Source organism: Xanthomonas sp. NCPPB 2933, from assembly GCF_056725225.1.
Window position 1 is genome coordinate 2,253,001 of record NZ_CM161518.1, and the last position, 19,908, is coordinate 2,272,908.

A 19,908-nucleotide genomic window follows, 5' to 3' on the forward strand; every position below is an offset into this window, starting at 1 on the left:
TCATTCAAGCCGAAGTTGCTTCGCAACGCGGCTTAATTCAAGCGTTAGGCCGTGGTGGAGCAAATGCGTTGGTGGTCGCCGCTTCGGTGAGTTCGCAGGCGTGCATGCGGTTGGCTCCGGACAGCAGTCATCACCGTTGCGGGTTGCGGTAAGTTCGGCGCTTCGCCTTAGCACGTCGTTCCCGCGCTGCGCTCGTTGCAGTTGGCCTCGGTCGCATCACACGCCGCTGCATCGCTGGGCAAGCTCCGTCCCGCAAGCTGTGGCACACTCGGTCCAGGCGGCATGCTGGGGAGCATGGTTGCACCATCCAACCTTTGCGGCCACTCACTGCCTAACAACTCATTCAAGCCGAAGTTGCTTTGCAACTCGGCTTAATTCACGCGTTAGGCGCCAATAGGAGAGTTCTGTGAAACCGTATGGATCCGCAATTAGCTATGACACATCCAACCATCCGATCAGGATGATCATTGACTCGTCACGTTACGAGGCAATCAGGCAAAAGTTCGTAACGGACTATGGACTGCGCCCAGTTTCAGAAGAAACTGACTTGGCAAACAACTCTGTAGTCGCAACGCTTCATGAAAGCGTTGATGAACACACCTTCCTTCGTCATCTTCAGACCATGCCCCCTGAACAGTACGAAGAACTAGAAATTCCTCAGGAATGATCGAGCCTTAGGCGGCATCGTTTGGCGCCTAACGACTCATTCAAGCCGAAGTTGCCTCGCAACTCGGCTTAATTCAAGCGTTAGGCCGTGGTGGAGCAAATGCGTTGGTGCATGCTACTTCGGTGAGTTTGCTGGTCTGCGCGTGGTCGGCTCCGTGGCGCAGTCATCGCCACTGCTCGTACCGGTAGGTTTGGTGCTTCGCCGTCAAACGTTGTTCCTGCGCTGCGCTCATTGCATTTGGATTCGGCAGCATCCTGCGCCGCTGCATCGTTGGGGCAAGTTCCATCCCGCAAGCTGTGGCACACTCGGTCCAGGCGGCAGTGCTGGGGAGCATGGTTGCACCATCCAACCTTCGCGGCCACTCACTGCCTAACAACTTATTCAAGCCGAAGTTGCTTCGCAACTCGGTTTAATTCAAGCGTTAGGTACCACCAGAAGCTTCTGTGCTCATCCGGTTTTCTACTCTTGCTACTGACTCGGATTCAGGTTGCGCTGGCGGAGTGCTCGTTGCCGCGCATACGCTTCGCGATGATGGCGACCTCTCTGCCCAAGAGCATGAGACGCTCCGCACGGCCTTGGCTTGGTTCAATGACCACCTGCCCGTACCAACTGCACTGGCGAACCCCGAGCATCGGCGTGCCATCTCCTGGTTCAAGCTGGCGGCGGACGAGGCAATCCAACGGATGTGGCAGCTAAAGACCTTGCTGGACCTGCACGGACACCACGTCAATGTGCTGCGGACGTCAGACCCGGGTACAGTTGTGTATCAGGACGATTGGCAGGTTATCGCCAAGCCGTACAAGGGGCAGCGCCTCTAGTTCTTCGGGGCTGTGCCTAACAATTCATTCAAGCCGAACCCGCTTCGCGCGTCGGCTTAATTCGGGCATTAGCTCTAAGGACAAACGATGGACGTCATATCTTCTATCCCAAGTCTATTCAACTTCCAGAGGGAAGGTATATCTCGGGATGGCTTGATGAAGCGATATGCAATTCTCTTTGATCGCATCATCTTCAATCGCCATGGCGCCCTGATCGGTAGTTTCGGTATAGAGTCACTGGCAGAATTTGTATCAATGCTTATATCAACGGGTGAATCTCTCAAAGGCCGGAAATCGCTTGGAAAAAATAAACGTTTTCAGAGTCTATTCGTAGATTGCTGGGATGTTGTTAAAGATGCTGAGCGCTTTGAGTCGATCAGATATGACGTAGTTCCGGAGGAAGCTCGAAGCAGGTTGGGCGAGTTTTGTTTCTCGGAGGTTCGACGAGTAAATGGCCTTCCCGCTGACTCATATGCCTTCGACATCGACGATGTAAAAGAGCTGAGCGGCGATCTCTATGCTGATATTGGCCTTAACATATTGGCAGGGGCAGAAGGGCTAGACATAATCCCAAACTATTCGCCACTCATTGGGCGCGCCCTTGAAAATGAAGTTGTCCTCGCAAATGGGCAATGCCATGAATTATTCAACGGCGGATTGCTTGTTCCTGACTTTGACAGCTTCAGTTGGGACGAGGTGTTGGAATTAAGAGAAGACAAGTACGTAATAGCCTTTCGTACGGCGGTTTACGAATTAATGAAAGGCGGGACGTCGTTTGACAGCGCCCTTCAACAGAAAGTTCAAGCTGATTTGTGGGGGCTGGCAGATGATGTGAGACCAAACGTTCGGCAATCGATTCTGGCCGGAATTGGCTCGAATCTTCCGTCACCGATAGTCGTCAATCCTATCGGCGTCGGGCTGGCTCTGAAGGATATCTCGGATAACAGAATCAGAGAGAACAGATATGGGCACGTCTTCTTCATTCAGAGTGCTAGGCGGCGTCGGAGCTAACCAGAGCATCAAGCCGACGTCCACGCCTCCGCTGCGCTCTGGCATGGCCGCAGCTTATGCTCGACGTTAGGCCGTGGTTGAGCAAGTAGGTGGGTGGCTCCGGCTTCTGTCAGTTCACTGGCATGCAGGCGGTCCGCTCCGGGCAGTCGTCATCAGCGTTGCTGGTTGCGGCAAGTTCAGTGCTTCGCCCTCGTACGTCACTTCCGCGCTGCGCTCATTGCCTTTGGCTTCGGTGGCATCACGCGCCGCTGCATCGCTTGGCAAGCTCCATCGCGCAAGCTGTGGCACACTCGGTCCAGGCGGCAGTGCTGGGGAGCATGGTTGCACCATCCAACCTTTGCGGCCACTCACTGCCTAACAACTCATTCAAGCCGAAGTTGCTTCGCAACTCCGCTTAATTCAAGCGTTAGGCTGCACAACACATGCGCACATCTCCTCTTTACCGTTCCGTCAACACTCGGACTCATGGCGTGAAACACGGCATGGGTGGAGAGTTTCGGCACAGTCGGAACTCGCAGAAGTCGACTAGCAGCGAAGTGGCGCGCGAATCGATGAACGGTCGGCTAAAGCACGGCCGTGACTACACGCCACTCTTCCGCTTTCTACTGTCAAAGGCTGGTGAGCCTTGGGATCAAATATACGCAGAGGCCAAGTCACGGCTAGACACAACTGATCCGATATTTTGGCTTGTCGCACGATGTGAAGAACAGCGGGAGGAGTTCGTGCGCGTCGGCGAGAGTAGCTATTTCAGCGGACTATACATTGATGAAGACGGCGTTCTACAACTGGTAAACTCAAACCTGAGATCCAAAGACATGACACCATTCTGCGTGTGTTGCACGCACACACTGAACGGCCTTCGGTTCGGTACACCAGATTAGAGAAGCACTTAGGCGCAGCCGTTCCAGGAGCAGCCTAACAATTCATTCAAGCCGACGCCGCTTCGCGACGCGGCTTAACTCAGGCGTTAGGCCGTGGTGGAGCAATATGTTGGTGGTTGCCGATCCGGTGAGTTGGCAGGCGTGCATGCGGTTGGCTCCGGACAGCAGTCATCACCGTTGCTGGTTGGGGCAAGTTTGGTACTTCGCCTTGGCACGTCGTTCCCGCGCTGCGCTCGTTGCAGTTGGCTTCGGTGGCATCACGCGTCGCTGCATCGCTGGGCAAGCTCCATACCCGCAAGCTGTGGCACACTCGGTCCAGGCGGCAGTGCTGGGGAGCATGGTTGCACCATCCAACCTTCGCGGCCACTCGCTGCCTAACAACTCATTCAAGCCGAAGTTGCTTCGCAACTCAGCTTAATTCAGGCGTTAGATGCTGGAGAAGCAATGTTCCCTCAACCCGTAAAACCGCAAGTGCCATTCGTCTACATTGTCGATTCCCCATCTCCAAATGATCTTTTGGAGGGTTACAGCATAGGAATGGCGCTAAGGGATTCATTGCGTGCAATCAAGATACCAACGTTTTACGCACTTGCGTCCAATCAGCAGATGCTTAGCGCCGCTTTGCAAGGAATGCTCCATTCAAAGGTGGGCGAGGTTCAATCCAACGGACAGGTAGATGCGTATCCATTTATTCACCTTTGCATGCACGGGAATCAGTTTGGCCTACAGCTAACTGACCAAAGCATGGTTGCATGGCCGCAACTGAGAGGATTGCTGTACGCGCATAATCAGATCAAGGGCTACGACCCAATACTGTGCATGGCATCTTGCGAGGGACTTGGCGCTAGCTCTATGGCAAATGCTTACGACAGTGCCTTTAACTTCTTGATTGGCAACACAGGCTTGGTTTTTCAATCTGACCTCACAGTTGCGTATCTGGCTTTCTACAACAGCATTTTCTACAAGCGTCAATCAATTGAGCAATCAGTTCTAGCAATGAAAGCGGCGTGCGGCGACCACAATTTCTACTTCGCCGCGGGCCAGCAGATTAAGCAGCAGAGATTTAGTGAGGCGTGGAGCCAGCATTTTCCCAGCAACCCCAGTGAGATCAGCATCTAACAATTCATTCAAGCCGACGCCGCTTCGCGGCGCGGCTTAATTCAGGCGTTATACGTTACTGGAGCTTAGCGCGTGCCCAAGAAGCCGATCCATCACTCGATCAAGACTGCGCTTGGGTACGAGGAGAATATTCGCGATAGCGAGCTACTCCGCGACTGGAACAAGAGGCTTGAGCAAATCTGCAAGCCATGTTGGGAGCTGAAATATTGCCCTTACGGCCCTCTCGTCGAAGGGTTCCCGCTTCTACCGGTTGTCCGGAGCCAGGCTGAAGAGCATCAGGCTTACCTTAAGACCTGTCTTGAAACGGAAATTCTCGGCGACGGCCGCCCGCTCGATGACGAACGCAAGCGCGACTTTGAAGAGCGGGTTCGTAACTTTAAGCCTGAAGAGCTTCCCAAGGAGATCCCGCCGGTCTTGGAAGAGGCAGGGTGTCGCGTATTTGGACACGTTTGCCCGGTGTTTCTGGTCGCCGAACCGCTCACCGAAACTAAGGTACGCCGCGCCCACAGCCGGTACATCTCCAACGAGGTGATGATAAAAGTCGTGCGGCGCGATGGACAGATTTGTCAAATTTGCAATCAGCCCGTGCCGGACAATGAGGTCGAGTTCGACCACAAGATTCCCTTTTCGCGCGGCGGCACTACGACAGCGGAAAATCTTCGCTTGGTTCACGCCGACTGCAACAGAGAAAAGGGCGACGTGCTGAGTGAAATTCTTCACCCGTCGCCCATCGAGCACCTATTTGAAATCCAACGAGGAGCGAAGCCCAAGGCTCGAAAGAAGACGCGGTGACGTATAACAATTCGTCCAAGCCGACGCCGCTTCGCGGCGCGGCTTAACTCATGTGTTAGGCCACATTCGGACAAATCCATGCACCCAGAAGACTATCTCGACCGACACTACATTGGCGTTCGGAGGCAGTCCGAAACCGAAAAGGTATGCCACTACGAGTTCATCTGCACGAAATACAGGCGGATCGTCACCAAGCGTCTTGGGCAGCTCGGGCAAGTCATGGGTACCTTTCAGATAGACAAGCAAACTGGAACTATCGAGCTAGTGCATCCTATGCCCGGGGATGAGAGCCTTAGCGCTTTCAACCGTGCGAGCCACAAGATCCACAAGTGCTGGCTGGCCGGCAAACTTCCGAATTCAGAGCAGTACTGTGCGGGCTAATCTTGTCCAACAATTCATTCAAGCCGAAGCCGCTCCGCAGCTCGGCTTAATTCAGGCGTAGGCCTGTGTAACAAGCAACGATGCAACCCGTAGATTTACTCGCCTACTACCGAGATCAGACATACAAAATTGGAGAAAAGGAGAAGCGTGATCCAGAATCCTGCCGCATAGCGTTGCAACTCTGCAAAGATGCCAGCTACACTGACTCATCCGCCTTAGACGCAAATCTGTTCAGTACTCTCAAGCAGGATCGCTGGTTTAACACTGGCTTCTCGCGCTTGCTTGGACCGGTCTGGCTCAACTACAATATGGCCCATTCAAGTCTTGGACCCTTCGCGTACGCAGAAAAAATTAGGTGGCTGTCAAGTTCTATTGCAGGTATCGCAAAGCATCACCAAACACAGCTCTTTGGCGAGCATTCCAGCGCTGCCAACAATCAGCGGCAGTTCAAAGTAGCAATTTTGCTGATGTGCATTTCTATTCGCCAAGGCATTTCTCAGGCGCGTGTTGCATCACTGCCCCATCTGCCCAACCCTTCCCGGCCACAGGCCTAACAATTCATTCAAGCCGAAGCCGCTTCGCAGGTCGGTTTAAAAATCAGGTGTTAGACGTCATTGGAAGATTATATGAGCCACCATGGAATTGCTCCCGAAAAAGTCACAAAGCCAATTCAACTTCTAGCTGCATGGTTGATAGGACTTTTTGTCACTAACGCATCCTTCCTAGTTGCAGCGCAGCAGATATCCCATCCAACTTGGGGGGGCTCTGCTCTTAATTGCGGCCGTAGTAAATGTTCCGGTGTTCATAGTCGCGCTATTTCTCCTCCAGACCAAATTTCGACCGCAAATGCAGGAGGACTCCTACTACTCACGCTACCTCGATGAAGAGCGGAAGTTCAAAGGGTCGTCAAAGCCTCTGTCCAAGAGCAGCATTGATGAGGAGATCTCCGAGACCGCAGAGAAGATTGTAAAAAGCATAGGCGCAGCAGCGGAAGGCAAGCAAGCGCCAATCAAAGAGATTTTAGAAGGCTCGCAAGTTGATTTGATGGTTTATAAGCACGGCTCCACGCGTGCTCTGTCGGAACTGGTTAAGGCCGGCGAAACCTGGTCGGAAATGGTGAAAAGGTGGGGCAAGAACAGCAGCTTCACTAAAGAAGTTGATGGCTTCATAAGCGACGGAATCGCCACAATGGAAGGCAACGATTTAACAACACTCAAGCTGACAGCGCTTGGGAGTAAAGTAGCAAAGCAGGCAGAGGACAAAGGCTTACTTTTCGCCCAGAAGCGTCCGAAATTCTGGGAGAGAAGTCGTTCAAAACTGTCAGGGCAGCCTGCGAATGAAGATGAAGATGACGTCTAACAATTCATTCAAGCCGACGCCGTTTTACGGCGCGGCTTAATTCAGGCGTTAGGGGCAGCGAGAGTGAGCAACGTCGGCAAGATCCTTGGGTTCGTACGCGGCGTGCTGGGCCTTGGTCAAGCCGATGCCGCGAGCAAATTTGAGCAACCCGAAGGCGAACCTCTTTTTATGGCGATGCCCAAAGGGGAGCTTGCGCAAGCTGCCCGAGCAGCTCACGGCTCGCTAAGTCACTTTCGTCGGCTACTGGTCGATGGGACACCGACCGATGTCCCGCCAATGGTAAAGACCTACATCTCTGATCCGGCAGTTGGCGGGATGTGGCTTTGGCTAAGCGTGGAGTCCACCACGGCCTCTGGGTTCAACGCGTCCGTCTTCGAGGCCCCGCCCGAGTTCACTGATCTTTCGCCTGGCACAAGGAAGTTCGTGCCGGAATCGGAAGTAGCGGATTGGGCGTTGGTCAGCTCGGGCGTCATGCAAGGCGGTTACTCCCTTCGCATCCAACGGAGCCGCCTTCCTGCACCCGAGCGTGAGTCGTTTGATCGCTACATCGGGGTGAGCAGTTATGCGCCGCTGCCCGCGCCCTAACAATTCGCCTAAGCCGTCGCCGCTTCGCGGCGCGGCTTAACTCCGGCGTTAGGCAGTGGTGGGTCATTACAGCTTCGGCATCCGCTGCCGCGTGATCTTGCGTGTCCGCAGCTGGCTTGTGCGCGACCGGTTGGCCGATAAAGCTTCGTTGCGTGCGGTCGCGCGTCTACGCAGGTCATCGAACTCCATCGGCTATCGGCAAAAGCCCAGTCCAACCGAATCGACGCAATGCGTTGCACTGCAGTCAGATGCAACGCACCCGCCACTCACTTCAGGCAGTGGCGCCCGCCAAGCATGCGCGCAACGCGCGCAGCTTCTCTACGGGTCACAGATTCCAATCGATCCGCATGCCCGCGATCAATGCGTTCTTCAGATCGTTGGTGCGGGTCGGCTCGTTGAACTGGTCCGGGTTGATCACGTAATGCAGGTTCGGCGCGATGCGCAGGCGCTTGGTGACCTGGATGCCGTAGCTGAGCTCCATCATGATCTGGTTGTCGGCCGGGGTGCCGGTGCCGCCGGCCGAGGCGCGGGCCAGGCGCAGGTTTTCGATCGCTTCGTCGCTGTACTTCTGCTGGGTGATCACAAACGCGATGTTGTCCTGCGGGCGGCTGGCGAAGGTGCCTTTCTGCACCAGGCCCAGTTGCACGAAGTGGTCCTCAATCGCCTGACCACCGGTGCTCTTGAGGATGGCGCCGAACACGGTCAGGCCGCGGGCGCCGGAGGGATCAGGGTTGGTGACCTGCTGCTCGAAGCGGCCGAACAGGCCCGAGCGGCCCTGCTTGTTGTCATAGCCCAACCCGCTGAGCACGGCGGGGTTGCCGTTGCGGTCGCGCAGCGGGTCGGTGTAGTCGGAGTTGTCCTGCCAGCCGCCGAGTTCGTACATCGCGGCCATGCTGCCGTCGCCGCCCTTGTTCTTGTAGCCAACCGCGTACGGCACCACCACGCCGGTGGTGTCGTCGGTGCTCCATTTCAGGCCGTGCTGGCCGTCCTGCGCCTGCACCGGGTTCACCTCGTAGGCGCCCACATGCACATAGACCTTGGGCGTGACCCAGGCGGTGGCATGCGCGGCCCAGCTGGAGACCGGCCAGTAGGTGAAGTTGCTGGTGCGGAACACGAAGGTGGGGTTGCCGCAGGCGGAGTTGCCCTGGAAGTACTGGCACAGGTCCGAGCCGAGGAAGTGGATGTTGGCCACGCTGCGGCCGGCTTCCAGCTCCAGGCGGTCGTTAAAGAGTTTTTGCAGCAGGGTGAAGTTGGCCAGGCGCGTGCCCTGGCCGCCGTAGATTTCCTGCACCGAGGTGCTGTTGCCGATGCTGCTGTTGGCCAGGTTGGTGCCGTGGCGGTTGGAGACGTATAGCTTGACCGTGGCGCCGCCCCAGCCGAACAGGCGGTCCATGTCGACATCGGTGCCGACCATCAACTGGCCGGCGTAGGCATCGCCGTTCTTGCGGCCGCCGTCGATCATCGAGGCCGCTTCGCCGGTGTAACCCAGCTTGAGCTTGAAGGCATCGGCGGCATCCTGCGCGTGGGCGAGCGGGGTCAGCGCCAGTGCCAGCGACAGGCACAGCAGGCGGGGACGGGCATGGCGGGGGGCGAAGGCGGTCATGGCAGGACTCCGAACAAAGAGGGCGTGGCCGAGAAGGCGGACGCGACAGCTAAGGGGTGGGCAAGCCGCTGGCCGCGCACGAAGGTGCGCAGCGCAGCGGTGAAACCAGTCAGGGGTGACGCAGATCAGCGATCAGATGCGCCGGATGCGCGGTGTGGAATCGGTCGGGGCAGGGCTGCAGAACGTCAGGCGATCACGTCGGCCACCGGCTTCTTGAGCAGGCGCAGCGCCACCGCAGTGACCACCACGCCGACCACCAGGGCCAGCACGTAATTGAGCAGGTGGGTCACTGCGTTGGGGATCAGCAGCACGAAGATGCCGCCATGTGGTGCCTTCAACTCGGCGCCTGCGGTCATCGAGATCGCGCCGGCCACGGCCGAGCCGATCACCAGCGCCGGGATGGTGCGCAGCGGGTCGCGTGCGGCATACGGGATGGCGCCTTCGGTGACGAAGGCCAGCCCGAGCACGCCGGCGGCAGTGGCCGAGCCGCGTTCTTCGACGGTGAAGCGATTGCGGAACACCCAGGTGGCCAGCGCGATGCCCAGCGGCGGGGTCATGCCGGCCACCATGGCGGCGGCCATCGGGGTGTAGACCTGGCTGGCGATCAGGCCGGTGGAGAACGCATAGGCGGCCTTGTTGACCGGCCCGCCCATGTCGAAGGCCATCATGCCGCCGAGCAACAGGCCCAGCAGCAGCGCGCTGCTGCCCTGCATGCCGCGCAGCCAGGCGGTGAGCCAGGCCAGCAGGTCGGCCACCGGTTGGCCGAACACGTACATCATCGCCAGGCCGACCAGCAGCGTGCCCAGCACCGGCAGGATCAGCACCGGCTTGAGCCCTTCCAGGTTGCGCGGCAACTTGATGTAGCGGTTGAGCGCGGCCACGCCGTAGCCGGCGATAAAGCCGGCAATGATGCCGCCGAGGAAACCGGCATTGAGATTGGCCGCGACCAGCCCGCCGATCATGCCCGGCGCGATGCCGGGGCGGTCGGCGATGGAGTAGGCGATATAGCCGGCCAGCGCGGGCACCATCAGGGTGAAGCCGGCCTTGGCGCCGATCTGGAACAGCGACCAGGCCAGCGTGCCCTGGTGCGCGTCGTCGCCGGCATAGATGCCGCCGAGCGCGAAGGCCAGCGCGATCAACAGGCCGCCGGCGGTGACGAACGGCAGCATGAACGACACACCGGTCATCAGGTGCTTGTAGGCGCCGGTGCGGGCATTGCCCTTGGCATCCGATGTGGCGCTGGCGCCCGCAACCGGAGCTGCGCCGCCGTGTATGCCGGCTTCGGCCAGCGCTTTCTGGATCAAGGCAGGGCCATCGTTGATCGCCGGCTTGGTGCCGCTCTTGAACAGGCGCTTGCCACCGAAACGGGCCAGGTCCACTTCGCGGTCGGCAGCGATGATGACCACGTCGGCCGCGCGGATTTCCTCGTCGGTCAATGCGTCCTGCGCGCCCACCGAACCCTGCGTTTCCACCCGCATCTGGTAGCCGAGTTTCTTGGCCGCCTGCTGCAGGCCTTCGGCGGCCATGAAGGTGTGCGCGATGCCGGTGGGGCAGGAGGTGATCGCAACGATGCGCTTGCCGCCTGCGCCGGATGCGTCGGTCGCTGCCGATGTACTGGCTGGTGCGGTGGTGGCAGCGAGCTGGCTGACGGCGGCGGCCGGGTCGTCCAGCACCGCGCCCAGGCTCAGATGCAGCAGTTGCGCGTCGCCGAAGCGCGCGGTGTCGGCATCGGCATCGCCGACGATCAGGACGTGCGCGGCGCTGTTGGTCAGCTCGGTCGGCAATGCGCCGAGCACGCCCTGGTCGCTGCGGATTTCGATCGTCACGCTGCGCCCGGCGGCGGTGGCCGCGCGGCGCAGCGCTTCGGCCGCCAGAACGGCTTCGGTACTGCGTTCGCCGGCGGCGATGACCACGATGGAAGAGGACATGGCAAAACTCCTGCTGTATTGCGGTCGCCGGTGAGGCCGGCGGGGGGAATGTGGGCGTTACGCGTGCGGGTGACGCGTGCCGGAATGACGCCAGCCGGAATGACGCGCGCAGACCTGCGTGGCGGTCGCCGGCAAGTGCAAGGCAGCGCTCACGACAGCGTCTCGATCACGACGTCGGCCGCAGCGCGGCGCACGCCGTCGGCGCTTAGCCTGCGCGCGTCGCCGCTTTCCAGCCGGCACATCGAAAACGCCGTGGCCAGCCGCGCGCACTGCTCCAGATCGGTGGCCGCATCCAGCAGCGCGGCGGCCAGGCCGGCCACCATCGCGTCACCGGCGCCCACGCTGCTGCCCTGCGCCAGCCGCGGCGGCCGCGCAATCAGGCGCTGGTCGCGCTGCACGAACAAGGCGCCGTCGGTGCCCATCGAAATGACCACCAGCTGTATGCCGCGTGCGATCAGCTCATGCGCGGCGGCGCTGAGCGCGGCGCGATCGGTCAGGGGGCGGCCGGTCCAGGCTTCGAGTTCGTGCCGGTTCGGTTTGACTGCGTAAGGCAGCGCGTCGCGTGCAGCATTGAGTGCGGCCACCAGCGGCACGCCACTGGTGTCCAGCAGTACGCGTGCGCCGGCGGCGCTGGCCTGCGCCTGCAACTGTGCCCAGCTGTCGTCCGGCAGGCCGGCCGGCAGGCTGCCGGACAACACCACCGGCAGGCCGGGGCGCAGCAGCGGGGCGAGCTGATCGGCCACGCCCTGCAGATGCGGCTGGCCCAGGCGCAGGCCGGGCAGGTTGATGTCGGTGGTGTCGTTGTCGCGCGCTTCGACCAGCTTGAGATTGGTGCGGGTCTCGCCGGCCACGCGTTGGCAGTGATCGGTAATGCCGCGTTCGCGGAACAGCGCCTCGAACACGCCGGCATTGCCTGCCCCGAGCACGCCGAGCGCGGCGACCTCAGTGCCCCAATCGGCCAGGCAGGCGGCCACGTTGATGCCCTTGCCGCCGGCGTCGTTACGCACGCTGCTGGCGCGATGCACCGCGCCCGGCTGCAAGTGGTCGAGCTGGATGGTCTGATCGATCGCCGGATTCAGCGTGACGGTGATGGCCTGCAGGCTCATGCCTGGTCCTCGCGTTTGACTTCAAGCGCGCGCACCTGCTCTGCGGTTTCGCAGTCCAGCGCCTGCTCGGCCAGCTGTTGCAAGGTGCTCAGCGCGGTGCCGCGCAGGCGTGCCTTGACCGTCGGGATGTCGTTGGGCGTCATCGACAGTTCCTGCACGCCCAACCCGGCCAGCAGGCTGGCGCCGAACGGGTCGCCGGCCAGACCGCCGCACACGCCGACCCAGCGATCGTGTTTGCGCGCACCTTCGATGGTGCTGCGGATCATGCGCAGCACCGCCGGATGCAGGCTGTCGGCTTCGGCGGCCAGCTCCGGATTCTGGCGGTCGATCGCCAGCACGTACTGGGTGAGGTCATTGGTGCCGATCGAGAAGAAGTCCGCATGGCGCGCCAGTACGTCGGCCTGCGCGGCGGCGGCGGGCACCTCGATCATGATGCCGATCGGCACTTCCGGTGCGTCCAGCTCGGCGCGGATGCGTGCGCAGATTTCTCGCAGGGTGATCAGCTCCGGTACCGAGGTGATCATCGGGAACATGATCGACAGCCGCGCCCCGTCCTTGGCGGCGCGGTACAGCGCACGCAGTTGCGGTTCGAGCAGGTCGGGGCGACGCAGCAGCAGGCGCGCACCGCGCACGCCCAGGAACGGGTTTTCTTCGTGCGGCAGTTCCAGATGCGCCACTTGTTTATCGCCGCCGATGTCCAGCGCACGCACGATCAGCGGGCGGCCATCCAGCGCCTGCGCCATTGCCAGGTAGGTGGCGTGCTGCTCGTCCTCGCTGGGCGTGCTGCCGCTTTCCAGGAACAGGAATTCGGTGCGCATCAGGCCGACGCCTTCTGCGCCCTGGGCCAGCGCCATCGCGACCTGGTCGGGCAGGTTGACGTTGGCGCCGATGTCGATGTGGTGGCCGTCGGTGGTTTCTGCCGGCAAGGCGCGCTGCGCGGCCTCGCGCTCGCGGATGGCCTGCTGCTCGGCGATATGCGTCCGCGCCGCGTCCAGATCCAGCTCGGACGGATTGATGTACAGCCGCCCGCTGCTGCCGTCGATGATGGCGGTGACGCCGTCTTCGATATCCAGCAACTGGCCGCCGGCCGCCACCAGCGCCGGCAGGCCGAGCGTGCGCGACAGGATTGCGGTATGCGAGGTCGGCCCGCCTTGCGCGGTGGCCAGGCCGAGCACGCGTGCGGTGTCCAGGTTGGCGGTGTCCGACGGCGACAGATCGCTGGCGAGCAGGATGCAGGGCTGGTCGGGCAGGTCGGTGAGGCCGGCGCCGGCGGCGGCCGGGTCCAGCTGGGCCAGTACGCGGCGGCCGACATCGCGCAGATCGGCCGCACGGCCGGCCAGCACCGGGTTGCCGAGTGCGGCCAGGCCCGAGGCGATCTGTTCCACCGCCTGATGCCACGACCACGCCACGCCGTGGCCTTCGACCATCAGCTGGCAGGTGCGGGTGATCAGGTCGGTGTCGTTGAGCAGCTCGGCCTGGGCCTTGAAGATGGCCGCGTCCGAGGCGCCGAGGCGGCGCTGGGTGTCGTCCTGGATCGCCGCCAGCTGCTGGCGGGTGCGGGTCAGCGCGTCGTGCAGCAATGCGCCGCCATCGCCCAGGCCGACTGGTTGATCGGCCACTTCGGTCTGCGCCGCACGCAGCCGATGCACGATGCCAATCGCCACGCCCGGGCTGGCGCCGATGCCGACGATGGCCGGCTGCGCCTGTGGCGGGGTCCAGCCGACCACCGGCGCAGCGCGGCGTTGCGCGGCGCGTTCGGCGTCGGCCTTTTCCTGCGCGGTCAGGCTGTCCATCACTGCGCGCAGGCGCTTGAGCAGCGCGCCTGCATCGCTGCCTTCGGCCGACACGGTGATGCTGTCGCCGGCACGCAGACCGAGCTGCAACAGACCGACCAGGCTCTTGGCATCGGCCGCCTGATCGCCTGCACGCACTTGCGCACGCGCAGAGAAGCCGCGCGCGGTCTCGGCCCAGCGGGTCGCCGGGCGTGCATGCAGGCCGCTGGGGTAGGCGATGGTCCAGTCAAATTTCTCGGCCAGATCGGTGGCCGGCGCGGCGTTGGTGTCGGGCGCGCGGTCGCCGGTGAGCGCGGCCACGATCACGCCGGGGTCGTCGGTGCTGAACAGCGCTTCCAGCTGGGCCGGGTCCTGGATCAGGCGAGTCAGGCGGCGCAGCAGGGTGATATGGGTGTCGGACTGGGCGGCGATGCCGACCACCAGCCGGGTGATCTGGCCGGGGTTCCATTCCACGCCTTCGGGCAACTGCAGCACCGCGATACCGTCGCGACGCACCAGATGGCGGTCTTCGCCCACGCCGTGCGGGATCGCCAGTCCGTGGCCGAGGAAGGTATTCGCCAGGCCTTCGCGGCGCCGCATGCTGGCGTCGTAGCCCGGCGCAACGCAGCCGGCGGCGACCAGTAGCTGGGCGGCCTGGGCGATGGCGTCGTCCTTGTCGCGGGCATGCGCACGCAGGCGTACGAGTTCGGGAGTGACGGGAGCGACAGGCGACGGAGAGGACAAGACGGACTCCGGGGAGTAGGAACGGGCTGGGCAGTAGTGTGGGAACGTTCCCACACTCAGGTCAATGTGCACTGCACAAAAGCGCTGTAGTGCTTTCGGGTTAGCATCGAATCCGTAGCAGCGCCTGGGTCAAGGTGCGCCAAATGGAGCGGGAACGGTCCCAGTGAGTATGTCCCAGTGAGCATCAGCATCAATGACGTGGCCCGGGTGGCCGGAGTATCCAAATCCACCGTCTCGCGCGCACTGGGCACCGGCCCGGTGAGCGAGGAAGTGCGTGCCAAGGTCGAGGCGGCGGTGCGCCAGACCGGTTACCGGCCCAACCTGATGGCGCGGCGCTTGCGCTCCCAGCAGTCCGGCATCCTGGGCGTGATCGTGGCCGATATCCGCAACCCGTACTTCACCGCGCTGATCCGCGCGGTGGAAGAGGTCGCCTATCGCGCCGGCATGCGCGTGACCCTGTGCAATACCGACGAAGACCCCGAGCGCGAGGCGCTGTACCTGCAACTGATGCAGGAAGAACGCATCACCGGGCTGATCTTTGCTCCGACCCGGGTCACGGTGGGGCGTATGCACGAACTCGCGCTGGATTACCCGACCGTGCTGGTGGACCGAGCCGGCCCCGGCAGTCGCTACGACAGCGTGGTGCTGGATAACGCCGCAGCGATGGGCGAACTGGTCGCGCATCTGCAGGCGCAGGGCTATGAACGCATCGGCGGGCTGTTCGGCACCAGCACCACTGCGGCCGAGCGCCGCAACGGCTATCTGGCCGCGATGGGCGCGCAAGGGCTGACGCCCGCGTACCGCGAAGTGGCGCCCACCGCCGAAGCGGCGATTGCCGAAGTCGGCCAATGGCTGGCCAGCGCGGACAGGCCCGAAGCCATCGTTACCAGTAACAGCCTGCTGTTGATGGGCGCACTCAAGGCCGCCCGCACCGCCGGCCTGCGCATCCCTGACGACCTGGCCCTGGCCGGCTTCGACAACGAGCGCTGGACCGATCTGGTCGAGCCAGGCATCACCGTGGTCGAGCAGCCGGTCGAGGACATGGGCCGCGCGGCGATGTCGCTGCTGCTGGAACGGCTCAAATCGCCACAGTTGCCGATTCGCCGCCTGGTCATGACCGGCCGCTGCGTGGTGCGCGGCTCCACCGGCGCCCGCAGGCCGGGTATCTAACTGTCCCGAAGTAGCGCCCAGCGCCGGCCAAAAATCCTGGCTCGTCGCGCGTGCGGTGCCCTCACCGCTCGCGGGACACGCCGTGAACACGGTCCCGCAATCGGCGAGGGCACCGCATCAGACAGTTGGCTGGTGACGTTATTTGAAGAACGAAGACACTGCAGCACACGGTTAACGGTTGCTCTGTTGGAAAACGCCGCACACCGACCATCCCGACTGGTCCTTGCCCGCCCACCGTCGCGGGACCTTACGCGGCATGGATGCCGCGTAAGAGCCTACACGGACGTACTTGCGGCGTGTCCCGCGATGGTGGGCGGGCAAGGGCCCTGCAGCCAAGCCGCAGATCAGCAGCTCTACAACTGATCTATCCGCGCTGTCGAATCGCTTCGATACGCTGAGCCGGTAAAGCTCCATCGCGCCCAAGGGCGCTCCTACGGGGTATCGCGTTTCGTTGCTACAGCACACAAAAAAGTACCGGTGTCAAGTCTTGCGTGCAAAGCACGTAAGGCTTGAAACCATATATGGGACAGTAGGTTAGCTCTTTTCGGGGCCGCTTTGCAGAACCACGGCTTCGTCGGCTAGGAGCCACATAAGAGCGTCGGGGGAGAAAGCCGCATCGCACTGCGTCGTGCTGGATTGCCGAGGAACGGCGGGCCTGTCGCGTCATCATAGCCCAGGAGGCATAGCGGCATCCAGAATGAAGAACGCGCAGCCTGGGGCTGCGCGTTCGATGGATGCCGTTGGTATGCGACGCCATCATGTCGGCTTCGATGGCGCGCTCCGGGTCGCCGTGTCCTTCCTGAATCCCCGATCCCCCGCCATGAACGCCTCCAGCATGTGAGGGATCAGCGTCATGGCATCAACCGCCTCGCCGTAGGTCTGCGCGTGCAGCGCGGCGTAGCGGTCGAGGTCGGCTTTCAAGCTGGCCGGGCAGGAAAAGGTCAGTTTGACGCTTTCGGTCTTGGGCAGCGGCCCGAGCCGCAGCTTCTTGGTCGTGCTCATTGCGAAGCTCCCCGATTGAAGAACAGCGGCTGGTACGGCCGCAGCACCAGATCCCGGTTGACGATGATTCGCACGGGCAGGCCAGGCCGCTCGGTCAGCGTCGGCTGGCTGTTCATGTTGCGTCGGGTGATCTCCTGGCCGACCTGATTGATGCTGTCCTGGGCGCTGTCACGCCCGGCGATCACGATGCGGTTGCCGTCCTGGCGGTTTTCCGGCGCGGCCAGTTCTGCGCCGACGCCCAGCAGCGTCGTCAGCACTGCACCGGCAAAGATGCGGTTCCAGTGCCAGTCCATGTCGTCCTCCAAGCCCGCGTAGCCGGCCGGGTCGGTGCCCACTAGGTTGTCGAGCGTCAGCGAGGACGTGTCGGGCAAGATGATCCGGTTCCACACCACTTGCACGCGGCTCTGCCCGTAGCTCACCTGGCTGTTGTAACGGCCGAGGATGCGCGAACCCTGCGGAATCAGCAGGAACTTGCCCGTGGCCGTGTCATAGACCGGCTCCGTCACGGTGCCGATCACGTCGCCCGGCAAGTCCGACTTGATGCCTGTCACCAGCGCGCCGGCGATCACCGTTCCGGCCATCACTTGATAAGGGGACGCGGGCAGCGCCAGATTGCCGGAATTGCGGGTTTCCGTAGAACCGGCTTTCAGGAACGCCTCTTTCTGGTCTTGCCGGTTCTGCGCGGCGGTCGGGTCGGCAGGCTGGGCCGCCGTCGAGGCCGGCCCAGCAGCAAGCGGGTCGAAGGCCGCGAGCGTGTTTGCCGCGCCAAGCGCACCCGGCGCTGCCTGCGCTACCGTGGCGGCACCTTGGCCACCCGAGCGGAAGAACACCGACGAAGCCGCCGCCGCATCGGCCTCCTTGCGCAAAGCATCTTCGGGGTTGTGGCCCGGCGGCGCATACGCCGGCGTCACCGGCTGCTGCGAGTTCACAATGGCCGGGCCGAGATCACCCGGCAGCGGCGGCCCCAGCTCGGGCACTTTCGGCGGCAGCTTCGAGTAGTCGGCCGGCAGGCCATCCAGTCCTTCGGACTTTGAGACGCGATCGACGTTGTAAAGCTCGGTCTGCTCGTTGGTACCACGCCGCTGCGGTTGCAGCGACCAGATCGTGGCCCCGAGCACGGCGACCGACAGGCCGCCGACGAGGATGGCCAGCGTGCGCCGGTTCAAGCGCGTGACCGGGCGCGGCTGGGCGCGCAGCGCCACCGCCTCGGGCGCCATCTTGCCCGCCTGTGGCGTGGCAAGGTCGGGAGCGTCGTCTTGGCTCATGGTCAGTTCCTCCGCGCAACGCCGTCCGTGCGCTCAATTCGCACCACGTCGCCCTTGTCTCCGCCCAGGCGGAGTTCGGCGGCGCCAAACAGCCGATCCACGATGTAGTACGGTGAGCGGAAGCGATAGTTGACCAGTTGCCCGTCGCCTTCCGGCCCGATCACGAACAGCGGCGGCAGCTCGCCTTGCGCGATGCCGGCGGGGAACTGGATATAGACTTTCTGCCCGTCGTCGAACGCGCGCAGCGGCTTCCACGGCGGGTTGCTACCGCTGATCGCGTAGCGGAAGCGCAGGTTCTCCAACGACAGCCCGGTATCGACCGGCGCGGCAGCGCTGGCCGCCTGCGCCTGGCGCTGCAAGGCCAGCATCCGGTCGCGTGGGTACTCCCACGACACGGATGCCATCCACGTCTTTTCCGTCGAGGTCAGCTCCAGCAGATAGGTGCGGCGGCTGGTCGTGATGACGAGATTGGTCTTCAGGCCCGAGCGGATCGGCTTGACCAAGACATTCACGCGCAGCTCGACACCGCTGCCGCTGGACGTATCGCCCACGATCCAGCGCACGGTATCACCAGCGGCCACCGTCACCAGCTCCTCGCCCGGCTGGAGCGAAATCACGGTCACGCGGCCCACGGCTGCATAGACTTGGTAGAGCGCGCCATCGGTGAACGGCCACACCTGAATCGCGTTGACGTATCCCTCGCGCGTGGGTGCGACGCGCGCCTCGGCATTGGCCCGTGAGACGCGCACCTTCTCGTCGGCTGGCTCCGGCGTGGGCTTGGCGTCCTCGGCTTCGGGCAATGGCTTCAACTGCGCCGGCATCGGCAGCACCTCGGGCACCGCCACCATCTCCACCGGCGCGGGTGGCTCGGGTAGCGGCTGGGCCTGCACCGGCTCATCGAGCGAGATGGTCGGCGGTGGCTTGCCCTGCGTGGCGCAGCCCGCCAACGCAAGCAAGATCACCGGCAAAGCGGATTTACGGAAAAGATCATTCATGGCTTGGCTCCTTCGGAAGAATCCAGTTCGCGGCTCCACGACAGGCCGTTGACGTAGATGCCCAAGGGGTTCTTGCGCAGACGTTCTTCGGTGCGCGGCGGCTGAAGCACGATGGACACCACGGCCGTCCACCGCTCCAAGCCCGCCGCAGCACCGTTGACGTAGCGGCGTTCCGTCCAGCGCACGTTGAAAGACGTGTCGCTTGCGCGCACGACGCTGGTGATCTGTACCGTCACCGACTCCTTGCCGATGCGCGCGAACGGGTCGTTGACCCGTGCGTAGTCGTTGAGCACGGCCGCGCCCTTGTCGGTCGTGTAGTCGTAGGCGTCGAGCCAGTTCTGGCGGACGACGATGGGGTCGATGGACAGCGAGCGCACCAGCGTCACGAAGCGCGCGATGTGGTGCGCGGTCTGCGCATCGTTGGGCCGGTATGGCGTGGCGGCTTCGCCCACGGCGCGTACCTGGCCCGCGTTGTCCACCTCCACGAGGTAGGGCGTCACGATGGATTGCGCCGAGCGCCACACCAGGCCGCCGGCCATCAGCAGAGCAAGCGTCAGGCAGCCGAAGGCCATCAGGCGCCAGTTCTTCGCCTGCACGCGCGGCGAGCCGATACGGTCGTCCCACACCTGGCCGGCAGCTTGGTACGGCGTGGCAGGCTGCGGCGTGTCGGCATAGCGCACCTGCGGTTTCTTGAATCGCATGGTCGGTTC

The 19,908-nt window shown here is 62.5% G+C and carries 17 protein-coding genes; 9 read left to right on the top strand and 8 right to left on the bottom strand.

Features of this window, described 5'->3' with window-relative positions; genetic code table 11:
* Positions 1-406: 406 nt before the first annotated feature.
* From AC1PLU_RS09195 to AC1PLU_RS09230, 8 genes are all read left to right on the top strand, one after another.
* Entirely contained in the window at positions 407-667 is a 261-nt protein-coding gene (locus tag AC1PLU_RS09195) for a hypothetical protein (protein ID WP_481108261.1), read from the top strand.
* Positions 668-1,167: 500 nt separating this feature from the next.
* Positions 1,168-1,485, top strand: coding sequence for a hypothetical protein (locus AC1PLU_RS09200; RefSeq protein WP_481095791.1), 318 nt, complete (start codon positions 1,168-1,170; stop codon positions 1,483-1,485).
* A 156-nt stretch (positions 1,486-1,641) separates the two neighbouring features.
* Entirely contained in the window at positions 1,642-2,496 is an 855-nt protein-coding gene (locus AC1PLU_RS09205; RefSeq protein WP_481108262.1) for a hypothetical protein, read from the top strand.
* Between the two features lie 1,325 nt (positions 2,497-3,821).
* The gene (locus AC1PLU_RS09210; RefSeq protein WP_481108263.1) at positions 3,822-4,496 is read left to right on the top strand and encodes a hypothetical protein; all 675 of its coding nucleotides are present in this window, start codon (positions 3,822-3,824) and stop codon (positions 4,494-4,496) included.
* Positions 4,497-4,568: 72 nt separating this feature from the next.
* On the top strand, positions 4,569-5,288 hold the full coding sequence (locus tag AC1PLU_RS09215; protein ID WP_481108264.1) for an HNH endonuclease: 720 nt from the start codon (positions 4,569-4,571) through the stop codon (positions 5,286-5,288).
* A 461-nt stretch (positions 5,289-5,749) separates the two neighbouring features.
* The gene (locus tag AC1PLU_RS09220) at positions 5,750-6,223 is read left to right on the top strand and encodes a hypothetical protein (protein WP_481108265.1); all 474 of its coding nucleotides are present in this window, start codon (positions 5,750-5,752) and stop codon (positions 6,221-6,223) included.
* A gap of 292 nt (positions 6,224-6,515) precedes the next feature.
* Positions 6,516-7,028: a hypothetical protein gene (locus tag AC1PLU_RS09225; protein ID WP_481108266.1), complete on the top strand. Its 513-nt coding sequence runs from the start codon at positions 6,516-6,518 to the stop codon at positions 7,026-7,028.
* A gap of 63 nt (positions 7,029-7,091) precedes the next feature.
* The gene (locus tag AC1PLU_RS09230; protein ID WP_481093438.1) at positions 7,092-7,613 is read left to right on the top strand and encodes a DUF2314 domain-containing protein; all 522 of its coding nucleotides are present in this window, start codon (positions 7,092-7,094) and stop codon (positions 7,611-7,613) included.
* Between the two features lie 325 nt (positions 7,614-7,938).
* Here the strand turns inward: AC1PLU_RS09230 and AC1PLU_RS09235 are convergent, their stop codons facing one another.
* The 4 genes from AC1PLU_RS09235 to ptsP all read right to left on the bottom strand — a co-directional run bounded on the left by AC1PLU_RS09235 (position 7,939) and on the right by ptsP (position 14,766).
* Complete coding sequence (locus tag AC1PLU_RS09235; RefSeq protein WP_481108267.1) at positions 7,939-9,216, bottom strand: carbohydrate porin; 1,278 nt, start codon at positions 9,214-9,216, stop codon at positions 7,939-7,941.
* Positions 9,217-9,401: 185 nt separating this feature from the next.
* Positions 9,402-11,144, bottom strand: coding sequence for a PTS fructose transporter subunit IIC (locus AC1PLU_RS09240; RefSeq protein ID WP_481108268.1), 1,743 nt, complete (start codon positions 11,142-11,144; stop codon positions 9,402-9,404).
* A gap of 149 nt (positions 11,145-11,293) precedes the next feature.
* Entirely contained in the window at positions 11,294-12,250 is a 957-nt protein-coding gene (pfkB, locus tag AC1PLU_RS09245; RefSeq protein ID WP_481108269.1) for a 1-phosphofructokinase, read from the bottom strand.
* Entirely contained in the window at positions 12,247-14,766 is a 2,520-nt protein-coding gene (gene ptsP, locus AC1PLU_RS09250; RefSeq protein ID WP_481108270.1) for a phosphoenolpyruvate--protein phosphotransferase, read from the bottom strand. Before ptsP ends, pfkB begins: the two co-directional genes overlap by 4 nt.
* A 177-nt stretch (positions 14,767-14,943) precedes the next feature.
* On the opposite strand from ptsP, the gene AC1PLU_RS09255 reads away from it, so the two are divergent.
* A complete protein-coding gene (locus AC1PLU_RS09255) occupies positions 14,944-15,936 on the top strand; it encodes a LacI family DNA-binding transcriptional regulator (protein ID WP_023904310.1) in 993 nt (330 codons plus the stop codon).
* Between the two features lie 756 nt (positions 15,937-16,692).
* On the opposite strand, the gene AC1PLU_RS09260 is transcribed toward AC1PLU_RS09255, so the two are convergent.
* The 4 genes from AC1PLU_RS09260 to trbF are packed head-to-tail and all read right to left on the bottom strand — an operon-like array spanning position 16,693 to position 19,899.
* Positions 16,693-16,938, bottom strand: coding sequence for a DUF2274 domain-containing protein (locus AC1PLU_RS09260; RefSeq protein WP_345899287.1), 246 nt, complete (start codon positions 16,936-16,938; stop codon positions 16,693-16,695).
* The gene (locus AC1PLU_RS09265; protein ID WP_481108271.1) at positions 16,935-18,203 is read right to left on the bottom strand and encodes a TraB/TrbI/VirB10 family type IV secretion system protein; all 1,269 of its coding nucleotides are present in this window, start codon (positions 18,201-18,203) and stop codon (positions 16,935-16,937) included. The genes AC1PLU_RS09260 and AC1PLU_RS09265 overlap by 4 nt, the downstream gene beginning before the upstream one ends.
* 2 nt (positions 18,204-18,205) lie before the next feature.
* On the bottom strand, positions 18,206-19,198 hold the full coding sequence (trbG, locus tag AC1PLU_RS09270) for a P-type conjugative transfer protein TrbG (RefSeq protein WP_345899289.1): 993 nt from the start codon (positions 19,196-19,198) through the stop codon (positions 18,206-18,208).
* Positions 19,195-19,899, bottom strand: a complete 705-nt coding sequence (trbF, locus tag AC1PLU_RS09275) for a conjugal transfer protein TrbF (protein ID WP_481108272.1) — start codon at positions 19,897-19,899, stop codon at positions 19,195-19,197. Before trbF ends, trbG begins: the two co-directional genes overlap by 4 nt.
* Positions 19,900-19,908 lie beyond the last annotated feature (9 nt).